At 56.1% G+C, this 18,363-nt stretch carries 12 protein-coding genes; 4 read left to right on the top strand and 8 right to left on the bottom strand.

All coding sequences use genetic code 11. From position 1 onward, the window contains the following. The first annotated feature begins 77 nt into the window (after window positions 1-77). Window positions 78-839 (top strand): WecB/TagA/CpsF family glycosyltransferase, encoded by a 762-nt coding sequence (locus WA354_RS22535; RefSeq protein ID WP_472815270.1) that lies wholly within the window; start codon window positions 78-80, stop codon window positions 837-839. Window positions 840-965: 126 nt separating this feature from the next. Here WA354_RS22535 and WA354_RS22530 read toward each other — a convergent pair whose 3' ends face one another. The 7 genes from WA354_RS22530 to WA354_RS22500 all read right to left on the bottom strand — a co-directional run bounded on the left by WA354_RS22530 (window position 966) and on the right by WA354_RS22500 (window position 10,716). After that, window positions 966-2,267 carry an MATE family efflux transporter gene (locus tag WA354_RS22530; protein ID WP_472815269.1) on the bottom strand — a complete coding sequence of 434 codons (1,302 nt, stop codon included), beginning with the start codon at window positions 2,265-2,267 and terminating at the stop codon, window positions 966-968. Between the two features lie 75 nt (window positions 2,268-2,342). Continuing rightward, entirely contained in the window at window positions 2,343-3,017 is a 675-nt protein-coding gene (locus WA354_RS22525) for a class I SAM-dependent methyltransferase (RefSeq protein ID WP_472815268.1), read from the bottom strand. Window positions 3,018-3,062: 45 nt separating this feature from the next. After that, window positions 3,063-4,385 carry an O-antigen ligase family protein gene (locus WA354_RS22520; protein ID WP_472815267.1) on the bottom strand — a complete coding sequence of 441 codons (1,323 nt, stop codon included), beginning with the start codon at window positions 4,383-4,385 and terminating at the stop codon, window positions 3,063-3,065. 27 nt (window positions 4,386-4,412) lie between these two features. Then, complete coding sequence (locus WA354_RS22515) at window positions 4,413-5,444, bottom strand: polysaccharide biosynthesis/export family protein (RefSeq protein ID WP_472815266.1); 1,032 nt, start codon at window positions 5,442-5,444, stop codon at window positions 4,413-4,415. Beyond that, window positions 5,437-7,791 (bottom strand): GumC family protein, encoded by a 2,355-nt coding sequence (locus WA354_RS22510; RefSeq protein ID WP_472815265.1) that lies wholly within the window; start codon window positions 7,789-7,791, stop codon window positions 5,437-5,439. The genes WA354_RS22515 and WA354_RS22510 overlap by 8 nt, the downstream gene beginning before the upstream one ends. A 109-nt stretch (window positions 7,792-7,900) precedes the next feature. Continuing rightward, a complete protein-coding gene (locus WA354_RS22505; RefSeq protein WP_472815264.1) occupies window positions 7,901-9,106 on the bottom strand; it encodes a glycosyltransferase in 1,206 nt (401 codons plus the stop codon). A gap of 125 nt (window positions 9,107-9,231) precedes the next feature. Beyond that, a complete protein-coding gene (locus tag WA354_RS22500; protein WP_472815263.1) occupies window positions 9,232-10,716 on the bottom strand; it encodes an exopolysaccharide biosynthesis polyprenyl glycosylphosphotransferase in 1,485 nt (494 codons plus the stop codon). 472 nt (window positions 10,717-11,188) lie between these two features. Here WA354_RS22500 and WA354_RS22495 point away from each other — a divergent pair, with 472 nt between their 5' ends. Beyond that, window positions 11,189-12,457: a GH39 family glycosyl hydrolase gene (locus tag WA354_RS22495; protein ID WP_472815262.1), complete on the top strand. Its 1,269-nt coding sequence runs from the start codon at window positions 11,189-11,191 to the stop codon at window positions 12,455-12,457. Window positions 12,458-12,506: 49 nt separating this feature from the next. On the opposite strand, the gene WA354_RS22490 is transcribed toward WA354_RS22495, so the two are convergent. Then, window positions 12,507-15,149, bottom strand: coding sequence for a choice-of-anchor D domain-containing protein (locus WA354_RS22490; RefSeq protein WP_472815261.1), 2,643 nt, complete (start codon window positions 15,147-15,149; stop codon window positions 12,507-12,509). Window positions 15,150-15,472: 323 nt separating this feature from the next. Between WA354_RS22490 and WA354_RS22485 the strand changes: the two genes are divergently transcribed. Both WA354_RS22485 and WA354_RS22480 read left to right on the top strand, forming a co-directional pair. Beyond that, window positions 15,473-17,665 (top strand): hypothetical protein, encoded by a 2,193-nt coding sequence (locus WA354_RS22485; protein WP_472815260.1) that lies wholly within the window; start codon window positions 15,473-15,475, stop codon window positions 17,663-17,665. 91 nt (window positions 17,666-17,756) lie between these two features. Then, window positions 17,757-18,338 (top strand): hypothetical protein, encoded by a 582-nt coding sequence (locus WA354_RS22480; protein WP_472815259.1) that lies wholly within the window; start codon window positions 17,757-17,759, stop codon window positions 18,336-18,338. Window positions 18,339-18,363 lie beyond the last annotated feature (25 nt).

Below are 18,363 nucleotides of genomic sequence, written 5' to 3'. Positions count from 1 at the left end.
GCATCAAACATCATACATATGCGTATGTGGGCGATCTGCGCGTTTTTACGGCATTAGAACAGCCAAAGGAAAGGTACATGCCTAGCGTCCTGGGAGTAGATATTGCGGCCTCGAATTACGATGAGGTCGTGGAGAAATGCACCGCGTGGGCGCAGGCCCGCGAATCAAGAACCGTAGTGTTCGTTGACGCTCATGGCATCATGCAGGCTTACGACAAGCCGTCATTCCGTGCAGATATGAACTCTGCCGACCTGGCCAATCCGGACGGGATGCCCATAGTCTGGGCGCTTAGAGCTTTCGGTGCGCCGCAAGCGAGCCGGGTCTACGGGCCCGATGCGACGTTGGCTCTTCTGGGGGCCGCACAACAATCGGGCATTCCTGTCGGATTTTACGGTGCCAGTGCTTTGACGCTTGCGAAGCTTATCGTCGAGGTAAAGAGAAGATTTCAAGGGATCCACATCGCGTTCCAGATGTCCCCTCCATTTCGCCAATTAACAGACGAAGAGGACGAAGCCATCGTGCGCCAGATCGGCGATGCGGGAGTCCGCTGGCTTTTTGTCGGCCTCGGCTGCCCCAGGCAGGAAAGATGGATCATGGCGCATAAAGGGCGCATTCCAGCGGTGCTTTTCGCGGTGGGGGCTGCATTCGACTTCATTGCCGGTACCAAACCTCAGGCACCGCGCTGGATGATGCGCAACGGGCTGGAGTGGGCCTTCCGGCTTGGATCGGAACCACGCCGTCTCGCGGGACGCTATTTCAGAACTATTCCACGGTTCATGGCTTTGGTCGGCTACCAATGGTTTACGCGCAACGTCAGGCAGGCCGCAAAAGCCAGCTGAAGCAAATCGCTGACGAACAATGCGCTACACCCGCCGATCTGCAAGTTGGCTTTGAAACGGGGAAGAAGCAACGCGAGAGGCGCTTGCCTTCACGATAGACGGATCGCGGATTCGACTGTCCGTGTATCAGGACTTCAACTCGGCAGTGCCCGCAAAGAACTTGCCATTCGCAGCCGACGATACGCGCAACCAGGCGATCGCGAGGTAAACAAGATTGCCAAGTTGGCCACAGACGGCCGCCATCACGATTCCAAGCGCGCCGTAGCCGCGGACCATCGGATCGACGAGTGACATGCTCATCACCGCTGCGACGACTGACGAAATCAGAATGGGGCGCGTGCTTTCCATTGTGCGAAATAAGAAAGTGAGTTGCCGAATTGGCCACGCTAACAGAAAGTAAAGCATCTGGAGGTTTAATACACCCGCATATACGCGCAATCCATGGCCATAGAAAAAAGAGAGAAAACGGCCTGACAGAAAAGAAGCTGCCGAGAAGAGCAGAAGCAGCGCTACAAATCCGGCTGCGCCAAAGCGGAAAAGGAATTTTGCAGCTCTATGGATTCCGCCGCGCCGCATCTCTTCACCGGCGCGAATGGGCACGATGTTCTCCATCGCTTGGAAAGCGATGTTGACCGGACCGATTACATTCTGCGTAGCGCGTACTCCGCCGGCGGCCTGGGGTCCGGCAACGCTGGCGCCGACAAGCATGGCGCCCTGGTAGACGAGCCACTGCAACTGATTGGCAATTCCAAGATCGATGGAGAGACTGCGAATGCGCCGCCATGCGCTTTGCGCTTCTGGGCGGCGGCTTCGCAATCTCTCAAGCACTGCACCGATGACGAAAGCCAAGCCGGATGTGAGAGCGATGGCTCCAAACGCAGAGCCGACGGTGAGCCAATGCGTAGCCCACAATATTGTCAGCACCACAACTTGTCCGCCGTAGCTGACAGCGTCGTTCCAGACCGAAGACCGCGCTTTGCCAATGGTGAAGTAATAGCGACGAAGCCAATCCTGCAAAAGGAAGAACGCGACCGCGGCAGAGAAGGGAACCACAAAGCCGGGAGGAACGCCGCTGCGATCAACCGACATATAGATGACCGTTGCTGCGACGGTCGCCAGGGTTGCGATCGCGCAGAAGACGAGCTGTACACCATATACTCCACGAACGAAGTCGCGCCGCTCGTCGTCAGTCGCGCAGAGCGAACCGAGCGTGATCATGGGAGACGAGATGAAGCTGAGCTGAATACTATTTGCGAGAAGGAGGATGACGTAGGCAATGGTGAACTTGCCGAATGCAACGAGGCCAAGCCCGCGGACGAGGATTATCCCGGTCAGGAAATTAGATGCACTAACCAGAATCTGGTCGGCGACGGTCTGTGCGCTTCTTCCGCGTGAGAACTTCTGCAGCCGCAATCCTCGGAGCTTCACGAGCTCAAGGCCTCCGTTTGTCAATGACGATCGCGGCGGACCAGTCGCGTGGGCCGAGTGAGAGAGAATGCGTGGTCAAACCAGCAGTACTCCGATTCCCATCGCGCCGCTACCCGTCTTGTGAATAAATTCGCTGTGCCTGTAGTTGGGCTTGAGCTCTTCCCACAAGCGATGCACCTCACGCGAACCGCCAGACTCCGCGATATCGTGAAAAGCTATTAGGCCGCCTTCTCGCACCAAGGGGGAGTACATCGTGAAGTCCGCTCGGACCCCCTCGTAGGTGTGATCGCCATCGATGAAGAGGAAATCGAGTTCGTTGTCCTTCAGAATATCTCGCACGACCTGCTCCGTCTCGGGCAGATGCGAGTCCTGGCGAAGAAGGAAAAGCGACTTCCCGTTGCGTACGAATTTGCGCAGCAGCGGCTTTTGCAGAGCCCCGTAAACCTTGCCCAGGAAACTGAAATGAAAATCAAGGCTAATAACAGTCGCATGAGGATCGGCAAGTTGGGAAAATACAAAGAGCGTTCCGCCGCGATAGGTCCCGATCTCCATGATGTACTTGCACTGCTGTGCCTTGACCATCTTCGCAAGTTCGAGAAATTCCGAGCGAATCTGCTGGGATTGGATGGCGGGGCAACCCAGGGAAATATCCACGAGGTCGGCAGGTGAGGCGGTCATGGGAATGTTATCGATGGTGCGCAACAGCGGTGGAACTGACGATAAGCTGCGAATTGCCTCTGCAACTGTCATTTAGTTTTCCTCGTATACTCTGGAATAAATCAAAATCTGCGCCGATTAACCGGCCGCCTGACGTCGCGGCTCAAGTGCGCCGGTCGACCACCGGACAGGTCTGGGTATAGTGGCAGGTGGTCGCGCGAGTTCTCGCACGAGATCAACATTGGTGATGATGCATAGGAAGATCGCTACTTCGTACCCCATCCACCCCAGCAGGCCCGTCGACATAATGGTCGTCATCCAGACGTGAATGATGAGCACGTAGGTCCCGGCAAATTCCGGGTGAAGATTCCAAGCGGTCCACGATCGGAAGGACGCTATAACCAGCAACGCGGTCCCAAGGAGGAAGCCGATGATCCCGAGGCCGGTGAGCACTTCAAGGAATCCGTTGTGTAGAGAGCTCATCTCTTCGAGATATAAGTTGCCGATGTGTGAGATGACCGTTTTGCCGCCGACACCGCCGCCGACACCAAGCAGAGGATACTGTTGGAACTGGCGGACTGCCGCGGTCCAGACGACCGTTCGACCGCTGAGCGTGACGAAACTCGAAGAGGCCTGGTGGCCCTGGAGGCGCGTTACGATTTCGGTAGAGAACAGGATCCCCATGATACCGACTCCGCCGACACAAAGTATGCCGATTACCTTCGATCGCTTGAAAATCACGAGGAGCACTGAGAGCAGGAGTATGCCAAACGAAGTGCGGCTGGCAGAGACGCTGAACAAGGCCAGCGCGTACAGAAGTTGGGGAAGCGCAACACTTCCTCGGAGACGATGAGCCTGCCACTCGGCAATCACAACAAGCACTAGCGCGCTGGCGACGTATCCGAGGCCATTCCCCGAAAGGAACGGAGCCTGCGCGGTTGTGCTGCTGATGAGACCTGGCCGGTTTTGCACGAAGGCGTGAAGACGAAAGCAAAAACCGATCACGGCCAAAGAACCCAGCAGGGACATGACAAGCAGAGTGATCTGGCGCAGACCTTCAATACGCGCGATTGCGTTTTGCCCGCGCGATGCTTCGAAAAACACCATACCGGCCAGCAGCAGTTCCGCGCTCTTGCCCAGGGTCTGTATGGGAATCTGCGACCACATGGTCGAAAGAAAATAGAGCCCTGCGAACGCCAAATAACCGAGGCGCAAATCCGTATCGCGCATGGGAGCCACGCGCGGCTTGAATAGCAGTATAAGAAAAGCAATGACAATCGCAGGAGTTCGGATGAGTAGAATTGCTGCCGCGCTACTGTGACCCGCACCTCCACCGGAGAGATCTTCCACCTGAAGCATCGCGCCCAACAGAAGGCAGAAGAGCGCGATGCCAGGTAATCCTGCGACGCTGAAGGCAGAGCGCCAGGATTTCAGATTCCAAGGAAAGACTGAGAATGCCATCGAGCTGTTCATTGATTGTCCAATGCCTTAATGTACGACGTAGATTGCTGCGGCCGAGGTCTGTCCAATAACGCCCATTGTTGAGCTGAGAACCGTCTTCATCTTGCTTACGGGGACATAGACGATGTCTCCAGCGGCCAGCATCAAGGGGGACTCTTTTCCGTCCATGATCTTTTTGTAGGACACAGGGATCTCAATCATCTTGCCGTCGGGCTGCTTTTGAACGACGCGGAGAGCGTCAACCTTAGCCTGCATGGACAGACCCTGGGCCAGTGAAACGGCCTGCGCCACGTTGAGTTCGCCTTGCTCCTGCATGGCGTACCCGCCGGGGCGATTGACTGCTCCGAGAACATATACAATCCCGGCACGCTTAACGATGACCGTGTCTCCCGGATGGACCATCACATCGCGGATTTCAGTCGCGTCGCCGCCCCTCGCGTAGTGGTACGACTTTGTTGGGGGATCGCCATCAGCACGCTTCACCTCGATTACGTTTCCGGCAAGGTTCGTTTCGCCGCCGGTCATCCCGATTACTTCGAGAAGGCTGTGTGGAGCGAGCAGTTCCACTTTGCCGGGATTCTGCACTTCTCCGATGACGGTTGCGGTTGTCGTGGCGAACTGTTGCACATCAATGCTGACTTGCGGGTTCTTGAGAATGCCTTGATCGCGGAAGGCTTTCTCAATAGCCGCCTTGGCTTGGACCACTGTATCGCCACTGACATGCACTGGCTTGAGGAAGGCAACATTCAGGTTGCCTTCATTGTCGATACGTACAGGGCCGGAAAAATCCGGCTCGTCATAGACAACAAGGTTCAGAAGGAACCCAGGTGCAAGTTTCAGGCTTGCGAAGTCCTCTGGAACACTGATAACCGAACCTGGACTGTTTGGATTCGACTGAGGCCTTGTCTCGAGCTGAGGCGATGGACTCTGCTGGGTTCCATTCGGCTGAACGGACTGCGCGAAGGCTGCGGGATGGAACGCGAGTGCCGGGACTATGAGGATGGCGGCCAGTGCAGCCTCTGCGATCGCGGGGGTGAGTGGATGCTTTGCGTTATGCATCGAGGTAGTCTCCATTTCCGTGGTGGCCATAGGCGTCGAAGTAGTCGATGGAGTTGGTATCAACTCCATTGAGCACAATGCCTACAGCGCGGGACCCGGTCATTTCGAGGATTGAGGACAGACTCTTGAGCACCGTGCGCGTCGTCTGTCGAGCTCGAACGACCGCAATGGTTGCGCCGAACTTCTCGGAAAGCACGCGCGCATCTGTGAGTAAGAGAATTGGCGGACTGTCTGCGATGATCAAATCGTATTCACCGGTGAGAGTGCTGAGTAGCTCATCGAATTCGTTGGATTCAAGCAACTCGGCGGAGGCGAGTGTCTCGGAGCCCGCAGGAAGCAGCGCCAGCGTGGGCAAGGTGCGATGCGCGTAAATACAGGACTGGACCTTTGCCTTGCCGATCAGCACGTCGCTCAAGCCTGGCGAGCAGGGGCGATCGAAGAAGTCGTGCAGGTGCGGTTTACGCATATCGGCATCGAGCAAAAGTACGCGCTTTCCCGCAAGCGCAAATGCGACCGCAGTGTTGTAAGCAACCGTTGACTTTCCTTCGCCGAAGAGGGGGCTGGTCACGAGCAGGGTGCGCAGGCGGCCGGACTGAGAAGCAACGTGTATTGCGGTGCGAAGTGCCCGGAAAGACTCTGCATTTGCGGATCGCGGATCGTTAATGAGAGGGCTGGTCTCGAGATTGGCACCGCCCACGGAGCTCAACCTGGAAGATAGGGAGCGCACTACCGGAGACGCAGGGATATTTCCCAGCATAGGCAGGCTCGCGCCGCTCTGCAATTGCAGCCCTACCGTAACGGTGTCATCCAAATGCTCGCGGACGAACGCCGTGGTTACGCCGGTGAACAGTCCAGCAATGAGTCCGAGAGCGATATAGAGTGGCGGATTGGGACGCTTGGGGACTGACGGCGGACGAGCCGGATCGGCGACACTGATGTTTGTGGCCCGGAGCGCTGCTTGAATATTCAGTTCCTTCAGTTTGCCGTAGAGCGAGTCGTAGAGCTGGCGGCTTGCTGCGGCTTCCTGTGAGAGGGACTGGAGCTTTACAGCGCTGATGTTAAGGTCGCCGGCTTGTTTCTGGGCTTGGTTGAAGGCTGCGCGAATGCCGTCTTCGCGCTGTGCAGCGAACAGATACTGCTGCCGCGCCCGTTCATTGATGCGCGAAATCTCTTCTGCGATTTGAGTGTTGACGGTGTCGAGCTGGCTCTTCGTCTCGATTAGGTGCTGGTTGTTCGGGCCGTACTTTGTGAGCATGTCGTTGTAGGTGACACGCAGGGCAGCCTGCTGCTGGCGGAAGCTGCGTAGAAGCTCAAGGCCAGCTCCTGATACTGCGCTTTCCGAGGCTGCGTTACTGAGGCCGGCATCTCCGGCATTGGCGGCAAGCGATGCCACGGCCTCGGGATCCTTTGTTTGGGTGAGTTTGTAGATAGCCTCTTTGGCAATGCGGTCTGCCTGCGCGGCCGTGAGTTGTTGATTCAAGGAGTCAAGCGTATCGAGGACGGGGACGTGAGTTGTTCCGCCTGTGCCGCCGGTTTCGCCGAGGGCTCCAAGCACCATGCCATTCAGTCCGGTCTGCTGTTCGAAAGTAGCGAGCTTGTCCTGGGTGCTTTCGTAGTTAGCCTTCAGTTCGTCAAGCTGGTCAGAGAGCCAGCGCTGGGCATTGGATGTAGCCTGCGAACGCGCCTCATAGGTTACATACTCCTGCACAATTGCGTTGGCAATCTGGGATGCGCGATTGGGATCCGGATTCAGATACTGCACGGTAATGAGGCGGGTATCCGGGGTATTCTCCACTTTCAATTTTTTCTGGAAGATCCCGAGGATCCGATCCCGGGTGTAGGGAGCCTGCTCCAACGGAAGCCCACGCTTCATCTCGTCTTCGATATGAGCGTTTGCGCCATCAATGTAGCCGAGCAGCGAGGGCTTGAACTTGAAAGGGGGCTCGTTTTCAAGATGAAGATCGCGGACGACTGCGAGCAGCACGTTTGGGCTTTTCAACACACTCATGTGTGTTGCGATATCCCCCTTGACGGCATCCATAGTGGAAGGCAGGGGATCGGAGTTCGCACGCAGGCTCGTTTCCGCAGCGTCAGTCTTCTGGACTTCGATAGTCGCCACGCCGAGATATTGCCGGGTCATAAGTACGCAGGCGATTAAAGCCAGCAAAGCGCCCAAGAATCCCGCGGCCCAGATGGATTTCTTGCGCTTTCTGATAACGCTCCAGATTCCCTTGAGCGACTCACCCTCGCCAAATTGGAAAGAGAAATCGTCGACCCGCTTTGACGCGGGTTGCGCCGGCACATACGGGGCAATCATGCCCGTGGTTGGATCGTTGGAGAGAGACATTGGCTGAGCGCCTCCTTTACTTACCTGGTCATCACTGATGACGAATTGAATAGTTCGTTCAAAACAAAAATTCGGAAGACAGTTGAGGGTATGTGCCTAATTCTAGGAATCATGTCCCTGCCGGGATGGGCCTTGAAGGCACCATCTTTCCGGCAAGCATCACGGAGCGGTAGATCGCGAGCAGAATCGAGAGATTCCTCTCGCCGGCGTAGTGAGATGAAAAACAATGGCGTGCTCTCGCGCGCATCTCTGGGAGCGCCCGGCGATGAATCAAATCGCGAAGGAGACTTCGCAAAGCGTTCGCATCTCCTGCCGGAAAGAGTGCACCCGTTTCGCTATCGGTGATCATTTCGGGGTAGCAGCCGATATGGGACGCAATGACGGGTGTGCCGACAGCGAAAGACTCAATCACCACGCGGGGCATCGCCTCGTACCACTGCGAGGGGCACAGCAGCGCTGCAGCATCGCGCATCAACTCGAGTACTTCAGCGCTGCTTTTCGGGCCGAGCCACTCCACGTTCGGCAACGCGGCGACGGCATCGCGCACTTCGCCCTGAAGAGGGCCGGTACCGGCGATTTTCAGGATGGGCAGATCAGGGGAATCTTTCCAGCAGTTAAGAAGGACGCGAAGCCCTTTCTCCTCGGTGAGTCTCCCTGCATACAGAAAGTGACCGCCTCGGCCAGTTCCCGCTCCGGGATCGGGGTCGATGAAATTAGGTTTCACGACGATCCTGTCGTCGGGCAAGCCGCCTTCGATCAGCTTGTTTTTCGCAAACTCCGTGAGGGCGATGAAGCGATCGATCGACCGGCGCCATGTGCCGAGCGAGGAGTGGACGAGCATTCCAGCCGTGGCTACCGCGCTTCCTGGACAACTGTCCCGGTAGCATGCGTGGGCGACGCCCGAAACGCGAAACGTCGTGCCTACGCAGTCTTCGCAGATGTGGCCATCACGAAACAGCGTCGCATTTATGCAGAGCAGGCGATAGTTGTGCAGTGTGTGGACGACAGGCACACTGAAGCGGGAGCAGATATTGAATATAGATGGAGAGATGGTCGGGAACCAGTTATGCACGTGGACGAGATCAGGTCGAAACTCAGCCAGAGTCCTTCTAAATCTGGATAGGGCGGCAGTCGGCAGGCCAAACTGGGCTGCTGAAACCTGGATCTTCGAAACGAGCCCTTGAATCGCATCGTTGTCGGCATCGAAGCGCCGAACCTCGATGCCATTTCCGGCAAGGAGGCGAACCTCCGCATCGACCACGGCATCCTCTCCGCCACTCTGCTGATATCGATTGTGAACCATCAGAACTTTCATGTCTTCCTGTGTGCCTTCTGACTGACTACATCGACGCTTGAACTGCGATTCGAAGCCGTTTCCATCAACCGATCCGACCTACGCGCAATGATGAATTGCGATTGAAGTTGCTCTGAACTTGTTCATTAGATCCCTTTTGCGGCATACACCAGGGTGTGGAGAAGGATGGCAACATCCATCAGCACAGTTCGGTTCTGGATGTAATAGAGGTCATACTCAATCGATTGGTGAATCGCGTACTGCCGGTCTGCGCTCAACTGCCAAAGCCCGGTGATGCCTTGGGGTACGGTGAGTCGCGTTGCTTCCCAAGGACCATATTCCTCGGTGATGAATGGCATTTCCGGCCGAGGGCCAACGAGGGTCATGTCGCCGTTGAGTACGTTGATGAGTTGTGGAATCTCGTCGAGACTGGTCTTGCGAAGAAAGCGGCCGACGCGTGTGATGCGTGAATCAGTATGCTCGTTCGGAGAACGGGCATACTTCGGCGCGTCGACCTTCATGGTGCGAAACTTGAGGATCTCGAAAGATCTTCCATCCTGACCGACGCGAGTTTGCCGGAAGAAAACAGGTCCTTTTGATTCGCACCGAATGGCAATTGCAAGGAGGGCCCAGATGGGCGCGCTCAGCAGGATCAAAATGGAGGAGCATGCGATGTCGATGAGACGCTTGGTAATTTTGTAAAAGTTGCCTGGATCGTTGGGTTCAGTGGTTGCAATGAAAAGCCCATCCATTTCCCATACGCGGGTGGGGCACTTGTTGGCGAGAATTTCCTGATCATCGACAAGAGACAGCGTGCAATTAGCAGATTGAGCGACTTCTCTGAGAGTCTTGAGCGCGTGATCGGAAATACTGGAGTCGCAGACGAAAACGTCCTTGATCTTGAGGCGGGTGAGCATTTCTACACTCAGAGCTTCATGAAAGATGGGGCGGGAATCGCGCTGAAAGTAGTCGTAGCTGTAGATGGCGTCGCTATGCTCACTTTCGCTGGCAACGAACCCCACGGGTTCGATGCCCAGCATCGGCGAATGGAGCGCCCCGGTGAAGAAGCGGCGGGCCGTGCGACGTGAACCGTAGATGAGAGAACGCCGTTGCGACAGGGCCGGAGCGATCCGTTGCCTGACAGCCTCAAGCACCCATACTCGTCCAATCGCGAGTAGTGCTGTGCCGCAGATCCACGCACCAAGCATGGCCATGCGCGGAACGGGGTACCTGGCGACGATGCACAACACCAGGGTAACCATGACTGCCTTAATTGAGACGCGGAGCACGGTCTCTGTTTCCTTGACATGCAGGAGACTGCAAACACGCGGATAGGCGTTGTCGCTCTGCAGAAGGCAAAGCACAAGGCCGGTGTACATTAAGGATCCGATAAGAAGGGATTGCGTGCTCAGTTCAAAAGTGTGTGTGCGTTGGAACAAGTGGCCGATTGTTCCGCCGACGATGGTGCCGGCGACGAGAAGCAGAATGTCTGCAGCGATCCGAACCAAAGGGACAGAAAGTGCCGAAGGGGACCAGTCGTTTCGTGCTCGTGCGTGAATGACAATGTCGATTGGAGTTGGTTCAACCCGTTCACTTCCTTGGGGCTGATACGGAATTGCTTTTGTGTTCATCCACAATGCCTCAAACAGTCAGTTGGCGAGTCTTGCATTAGCGGCAAACAAAAAGATGGAAGTATGATTCGAGTCATGCCGAATCGCAGGTCTAGCTTGTTCATTCAAGGGTCAAGCTCAATGTCGCCTCATTTGCGTATCGGCTAATCTAACTAGTCTTTCGTACGAACCAACCGGAAACGCACACAGCATCGATCTCGTACGCTGAGGGCAAAAATCGATAATCAACATCCATAGCCCCAAATGAGGCGGGAGGCGAATAAAGGATTTGATGCGAACAGAACACAAGGGTTTGATAGGATGCGAGGAAAATTACAGGAAGGTAAATGTGATGAATGCATTGGAATTGAGCGTGCGGAACGCGTCGGACTGGGAACCTCCGCCAGAGGGAACAGCAAAGAGGAACTTCGCGGCATCTTAGTGGTTGGCTTCGAATGGAAGCAATTCACGCATCAACAAAGGAATGAGAACTATGGGTGCAGGACTCGTCGTAAAGCGCGTGGGATCGCTTGCTGCCGGAATAGGCATGTTTCTGCAGTCACATGCAGTTGAGGGATTTATGGCATCGCATTCGGCGAGATCGGCAGAATTGAGGTCGGCCGGTTTCGCGATACAGTTCGTGGGCATGCACACTCTCTCGCCCACTCGTCATTGGCCTGCGTTGCGCTTTGGAAGCATTCGGCCTGCAGGAGCGTCGTGGGGTGCCCTCGAGCCGGCGAGGGGGCAATTTGACTGGCACTCGTTGGATACCTGGGCCGCGGAGGCCCAGAGCCATCACGTTCAGCTCGACTATGTATTTGTGAATACCCCGCGGTGGGCGAGCACGCGTCCTGACGAAGCGTGCATCGGCAAGAAAGTTGGCTGTGCGGCTCCGCCCAATCTGGATGACTGGGCTGAGTTTGTAACGGCACTTGTAACTAGATATCGAGGCAAGATTTCGAGTTACGAGTTATGGAATGAGCCGAATGGTTCAGGGTTCTGGACCGGAACTCCGAAGCAGATGGTTGAGCTGGCGGCACGAGCGTATCCAATCATCAAGTCAATTGATCCTTCGGCAATCGTTACAACGCCTGCTGTATCGTCGTCGGGGTGGCCGCTTTCACACGACGCGTGGCTCGATCAGTATCTTGCCGCGGGCGGCGGGAAGTTTGCGGATGTAATTGCATGGCACGGCTACGCAGGGAGAAACGATCGCCCTGCACTTCCTCCGGAGGGGCTATCGGAACAGATTAAGGCGCTACGCAACGTACTTGCGAAGCATGGTCTGAGCCAGTTGCCGATCTGGAATACGGAGGGAGGCTGGGGGAAGGACGCACAGCTGCCCGATCAGAACGCGCAGGCCGCTTTTGTGACGAAGTGGTTTCTGATCAATTTCACTAATGGGATCGCTCGCGCCTATTGGTATCAATGGGATAACCCCGAGTGGGGTACCCTGTGGCGCGAGGGAAGCGGTATGACGCCTGCTGGAAAGGCTGCTGAGCAAGTGGTTGACTGGCTCGACGGTACCACAGCGGTTGCTCCATGCCGGGAAATGCACGGTTCATCAATATGGGAATGCGAGCTCGTTAAGGGCAGCACACTTTATCGCGTGGTGTGGAGCGCGGATGGCCAGGCATTCTTCAACGATGTTGACGGTGTTGTCGCGGTGACACTCGAAGATGGCTCGAAGCAGGCCACCGATCATCAACCAATTCCAGTGACATCGCGACCGATTCTAATCGAGTACGCGGGAACAAAATGAGTCGGAAGCTTGCGGTCGGCCAAGAGCCGCAAGCTCCCGTCAATCAGACTCACTTGAAAGCAATGGCCTGAACTGAGTATGGAGGAACATCTATGGTTGCGGTGCGACTAGCTCCCTGGGAAGTAAATGCTATCGGAGTCGAGGTGATCTCCGATCCGTTTTGAATCTGATACAAAGTGCCCTGCGTATCGCTGAATCCCGGATTGGCGAGCGTTACCGAGATTTGTGGATACGAGGTTGAGGTCGGATTGATGATAACGACCGAGTCCTGTGTGGATGTGAAGAAGGCGGTGGTTGCCAGACCTCCGCCGCCCGTCGGAGTGGAAATGCTCTTCGCCATATATCCCCCCCCGGCCAAACTGAGATAATCATTCGCCCCGAAGAGCTGATAGGCGTAGTACTGCGGATAGGGGACCGGCGTTGCACCGGCCGAATACAGACAATCCATGTTCGTGTCGTGGACGCCGATCAGGCAGAAGTACGGATAGGCGTTCCCCGCGAAGTAGTAGAGCTTGTCGGGTACGTGAGCGCTGCCGTTGTAGACAGAATCGAGCATGTCCGTAACGTAAAGAGCATTCCACACCGGGGCGTAGGTGCTGTCGTTGCGGCAGCAGTCTTTAAAGAATGCCCAGTTGGAATTGTACTCAGTGACATAGACAGGCGTCTTGGCTCCGCCAGGCTGCTTGCCAAGTGCGACTTGGGCCAGAGTCTTGTTGTAATTCGCAAAGGCGCCCGTACTTGGATCCTGCGTCATTTCGTACAGCGACGGGACGCCAGTGTACCGATCCCACTGCGCCTCAAGCTGGCTTTGGCCAAAGATGTACTGGTGATAGCTGACGAAATCGACGTAGGGGGCGGTAGAGGCGCTCGTAAGCAGCGTAGAAATCCATAGCTGCGAATATCCCGAGAGCACAGGGCCTCCGATGCGGATTGTGGCCCCGTCTTGGGCGGCCTGCGCCTTCATTGCGGGCGCTGCGGTGGCGTAGATGTTCATGTATGTGCCCATCTGGTTAACGGTCGCGCACATGCCGGTGGCATTTGGCTCGTTCCAGATTTCGTAATCCTGCACCACTCCCGGGAACTTGCTGTCGAAGTGCGCGACATATGAAGCGGCGATCTGTGCCCACTCGCTGATGTTCGTAGGTGCTGCGAATGAACTGCCGGCACACTTGCCAGAGGTTGGCTGCAGCCATGTCGGAGACTGATTGAGTTGGATGAGCGCGTGTTGCCCCGTACTCTGGAGAGCTTCGATCATGGAATCAATCTGAGTCCAGTTGGGAGTTTGCGTGGCGTAGACGAACGTGATGAGACCGGACAGCCGAGCTTCGGTAAGGCCAGCCTGCGTCAGCAACTCACGATCTGAGGTTCCACGAAGTGCCTCGCCGCGTCCGTAGCCGAACATACCGGCAGGAACAGGGGCGGTGGTTTTGGCGCGGGAGTTAAAGTCGGCCGTGATGGCGGTGAACGTCGTGACTACTGCACCGCTGGTCTTGTTCAATCCGGAGTCCGTAACCCTCACCGTATGTTTTCCAGGAGTTGGTGGAGCGGTATAAACACCGTCGTTGGAGATAGTGCCAATAGTACTGTTCCCACCGGCGATGTTATCTACCGTGTAGGTGACATTGCTGACAGGCACCAGACATTGCTGTGCCTGAAAGGTCTGGTGGCCCCCCGTCGGAATCGAAGAAACGAATGGGTAGATCTCGAAAGTGGGACTGTCGTTAACAGAGATTACGGACAGGCCGGAGACAGAGCTTGACGCCTGACTCACCGCCTTGATGGTATGAGAGCCCGCATAGGGCGGAGCGGTATAGAGTCCCGACTGGCTGATGGTGCCGACCGTGGAGTTTCCGCCAGTAATGTTGTCGACCAACCAATTGACCGCATTATTGCTTTCACTGGTGACTACGGCAGCGAATTGTTCTGTCCCCGATGGCAGTACACACGGCGCGGAGGGTGTAACCGCAACGGCTGCGGGAGGAGTGCCGGATATCCCCGTGCCCTGCAGCGGAACAACGATCGGGCTCCCGGCAGCGTTCTCGGCGATGGTGAGATTCGTTATGCGTTTTCCGAGGGCTTGGGGATCGAATCTGACCTGTATGGTGCAGCTGGCGCCCGTGGCAAGCGTTCCACCCCCCTGGCCATTTCCGCAGTTTGTTGTGAACGGGTAATCGGCAGACGATGTGATGGAACTGAATGTCAGAGCAGAGCCTTTGTTGGTAAGCGTAACCGCCTGCGGCGTGCTCGGAGTCGAAACGATCTGATTGTAAAAGTAGATTCCGCCGACCGGCGGTGCGTAACTCACCGTGGACTTCACTCCATTGCCAGTGAGCGAAATGAGCTGGGGAGAATTGCCTGCGCTGTCCGTGATGGTCAAGCTCGCAGAGTAATACTTCACCGTGGTCGGGCTGAAGGTTACCGAAATCTTACATGTCTGGTTAGGTGCGAGAGTTGTCCCGCAGTTGTTCGTCTCGGAAAACGGAGCCGGAAGCTGCATGCCAGAAATCGACAGCGAACCGGTCTGATTGTTGTCGATGGTGACCGTCATCGGCGCACTTGTCGTTCCTATCGCGGTGTCAGAAAAGGGAAGGAGCTTGGGGCTGACGTAAATGTTTTGTGCTCTCGCGGCAAGACTCGATGTGAGGAGAATCGAGAGACATAGCCAGAGACGAAAGCAACGCATATTCCGCATGAGGCACTCCGTAGTCAAGATTTGAAGACTTATGTATGCGCGGGCGGCGGTACGGGGGTAAGTTTCGGCAATCTTCGCGGCACGCGTTACATCTGAATAGCCGATTTGCTGCTCTCACTTTGATGCAGACAGTTGCGTGCGAAGTTGGCTCGCCTCCGCATTCGAACGAGATGGGCGATGATCTTGGTCCGAACTCGCCTCACGCCCCGTCAGAGCAATCTTTTTTTCGAATTCTCGCATCTGAAATGATTCGTCCCCGGTTTTTCACGGTTGAGTTCTCTGCTGTACAAACCAGATGTTTTCCAGAAAGGCCGATTTCGAAAATGAAAGTGTCTCGGATTGGTTTCCTGGTTCTCTTGATGTTCGCTGCAGGCTGCGGCGGGTTCAAGGGCATCGTTACCCCAACGCTCAGCGCAATATCCCCTGCGACGGTGATGGCAGGTAGTCCCGGATTCACGCTGACTGCGACAGGTTCCAACTTCATCAAGGGCACACAGATCTTATGGAATGGCGTGGCGCAGGCCACGACCGTTCTTTCTAACACGCAACTCTCCGCAACCATTTCAGCCGCGCAGATCGCGAATCCGGGGACTGTTGCGATCCGGGCGATGAAGCCGGACACTACAACCTCGGGCGAGATGACGTTGACGGTCACCGGCGGCAGCGGTTCGCAGACGTTCAGCCTTACCTCAATCAACCCCTACACGGTTGCGGCGGGGAGTGCTGCGCTCACGTTGACGGCTACAGGTGTGGGATTTGCAAATGGCGATTCGATCACGCTAAACGGCGCTGCGATCTCCACTACGTTCGATTCAGCAACACAAGTGCACGCCACCGTGCCCGCTACAAGCTTGGCAGCCGCATGTACGATTCAGGTGGCAGTGCAGGATGCAAGCAAGAACTCGACGAATCAACTTCCCTTCATCGTCACGGGCGGGACTGCAGGCACTCCACCCACGCTGACTTCGCTGAGTCCGAATACTTCCTATAACAACGTCCCTTCTGTGGCACTGACCGCGAATGGTACGGGGTTCGTGAGCGGCAGCGTGATTGTCTGGAATGGGACTGCGATGCAGACCACCTTTGTCTCGTCAACAGAGCTGACGACGACCATCCCCGGCACGGCGTTGACGATGGCCGGTACAGAAAATGTGTTTGTGCTGAACCCAGACAGCACCGTTTCGAACACTCTTCCCTTCACCATTACCGTGAATCCTGCAACGACTCCAACGCTCACGAATATCAGCCCAACCAAGACCGCGGTTGGGAGCGCCGGGTTTACGCTGACGCTAAACGGAACGAATTTCGCGCCGGGCTGCGTGGCATATTTCGGCACGGACGCTTTGCCCACGACCGTCGTCAGCGATGTACAGCTTACGGCGCAAGTGCCTGCGTCGGATTTGACCGCGGTTGCCGAGGTTCCGGTCACAGCCAGGAATACCCAGTCGAATGCATCCAACCCGATTCCGTTCCTGGTTGGAATGAATATCTTCTTCGGCGAAGTCAACGACCTGCTGTGGGATCCAGCGCGAAATATCATGTACATTTCGCAGCCGGGAACATCGAGCAAGAACCCCGACACGGTCATCGCTATCGATCCCGTTTCCCTATCTGTGCAGTGGACCTACTCTCCAGGCACGGGAAGCGAACCCGACCATCTCGCCCTGTCGGCAGATGAGAAGTATCTCTATGTAGGGCTGGATGGGAACGGAACCGTGGAGCGATTGGATTTGGGTAATCAGCAGGGAGTGCCAGACATCAGCATTCCCCTCGGCACGGACTCAAACCTGGGGCCGTATTACGCGATGGATATTGAGGTTGACCCCGTCCAATCCACAACGATCGCGGTTGCGCGGGGAGTTCCACCAATCGTCTCGATTGTGCAGGCGGCTGGCGGCGTAGCAATCTACGACAACGCCACTCAGCGCGCGTCGGTCATCTCTCCGACCACCCAGGCTGGAGACGTGTTGCTCGACACGATTCAGTGGAGCCTTGACGGTACGGCAATCTATGCGGCTAACAACGAGAACTACGAGGGAGACTTCTACCAGCTATCGGTGTCGGCGAATGGAGTCGCTCTTGTCAGCGACCATCCTAACTTCTTCCCCGTGCCGAACCTGCGCATCCATCTCGATCCGTCTACGAAGTTGCTCTATGGGGACGATGGCCTGGTCGTGAATCCCGCCACCGCGGCGCAAACCGGCAACTTCGTTTCGTCGGGCGTCATGGTCACGGATGGAACTCTCGGCAATGCCTATTTCGTCGGTCAGTCTGCCACGGACATCCAGACGGTGGCATATGAGGTTGAGTCTTTCAATCTGAATAAATACAGTCCCGTTGCTCAGCTTTCCCTGTATCAGGTCAATGGACTGCCGCAACATATCGTTCGGTGGGGATCCGATGGGCTTGCGTTCGCGACGAAGAAAGTGACAAATTGCGTGGTTTCTCCGTGCACCATCCAGGACGGGCGCATGTACATCATCTACGGGCCGTTTGTTACCCAGACCGCGCCTTGATTGGCGTCTGACTGGAGGAGGGCGACTGGCGGTTTTGTCCTTCAGAAGGTTCTGAAAAGGTTCTGCAATCGAAAAAGTTCAGGAGTAACGCGTGATCCAAAAACTGTTAGTCCTTGGCAGTCTGATTCTTGGTTGCGCGTGGGCCCACGGGCAGGTTGAGGACAGTGCTACCGCGGGCGTCGTGCCATTGTCGGTCGGTGGCACTTTCAGTTTTTTCGACGCCAGCTATCAAGGCTACAAAACTTCCGGCTTAGGAGCATACATCGACTACTCCCCACTGTTTGCTGGAGATATTGGAGTAGAGGGAGAAGGTCGTTGGCTGCGATTTGGCGGCCCGCAAAGTTTCAGTGAATCTACCTACCTCGCGGGGCCTCGCTACCGGTTCTACAAGAGCGACAAGTATCAACCTTACGCCAAGGTGCTCGTCGGAGCAGGCGAGATCAACTTTCCTTACGACCTGGCTCATGGCGGATATTTTGTATTGGCTCCCGGCGGGGGAATCGACATCGCCTTGAAAGAACACTGGAAGTTCAGGGCGGATTACGAGTTCCAATTTTGGCCGAATGCACCTGGTATCCCAGGCATCCAGACAGGATCCGTGTATCCCAATGGAGTGAGCATTGGATTCACGTACAGGCTCTTCAGGTCTCGCTACGTGTTTCAACCGCGCTAGAGCCCGCAATCCGAATCGGAGGACC

Origin of the sequence: Occallatibacter sp. (genome assembly GCF_049802275.1) — a bacterium.
Taxonomy (GTDB): domain Bacteria; phylum Acidobacteriota; class Terriglobia; order Terriglobales; family Acidobacteriaceae; genus Telmatobacter.
This window is presented reverse-complemented; position numbering and strand designations above follow the sequence as displayed.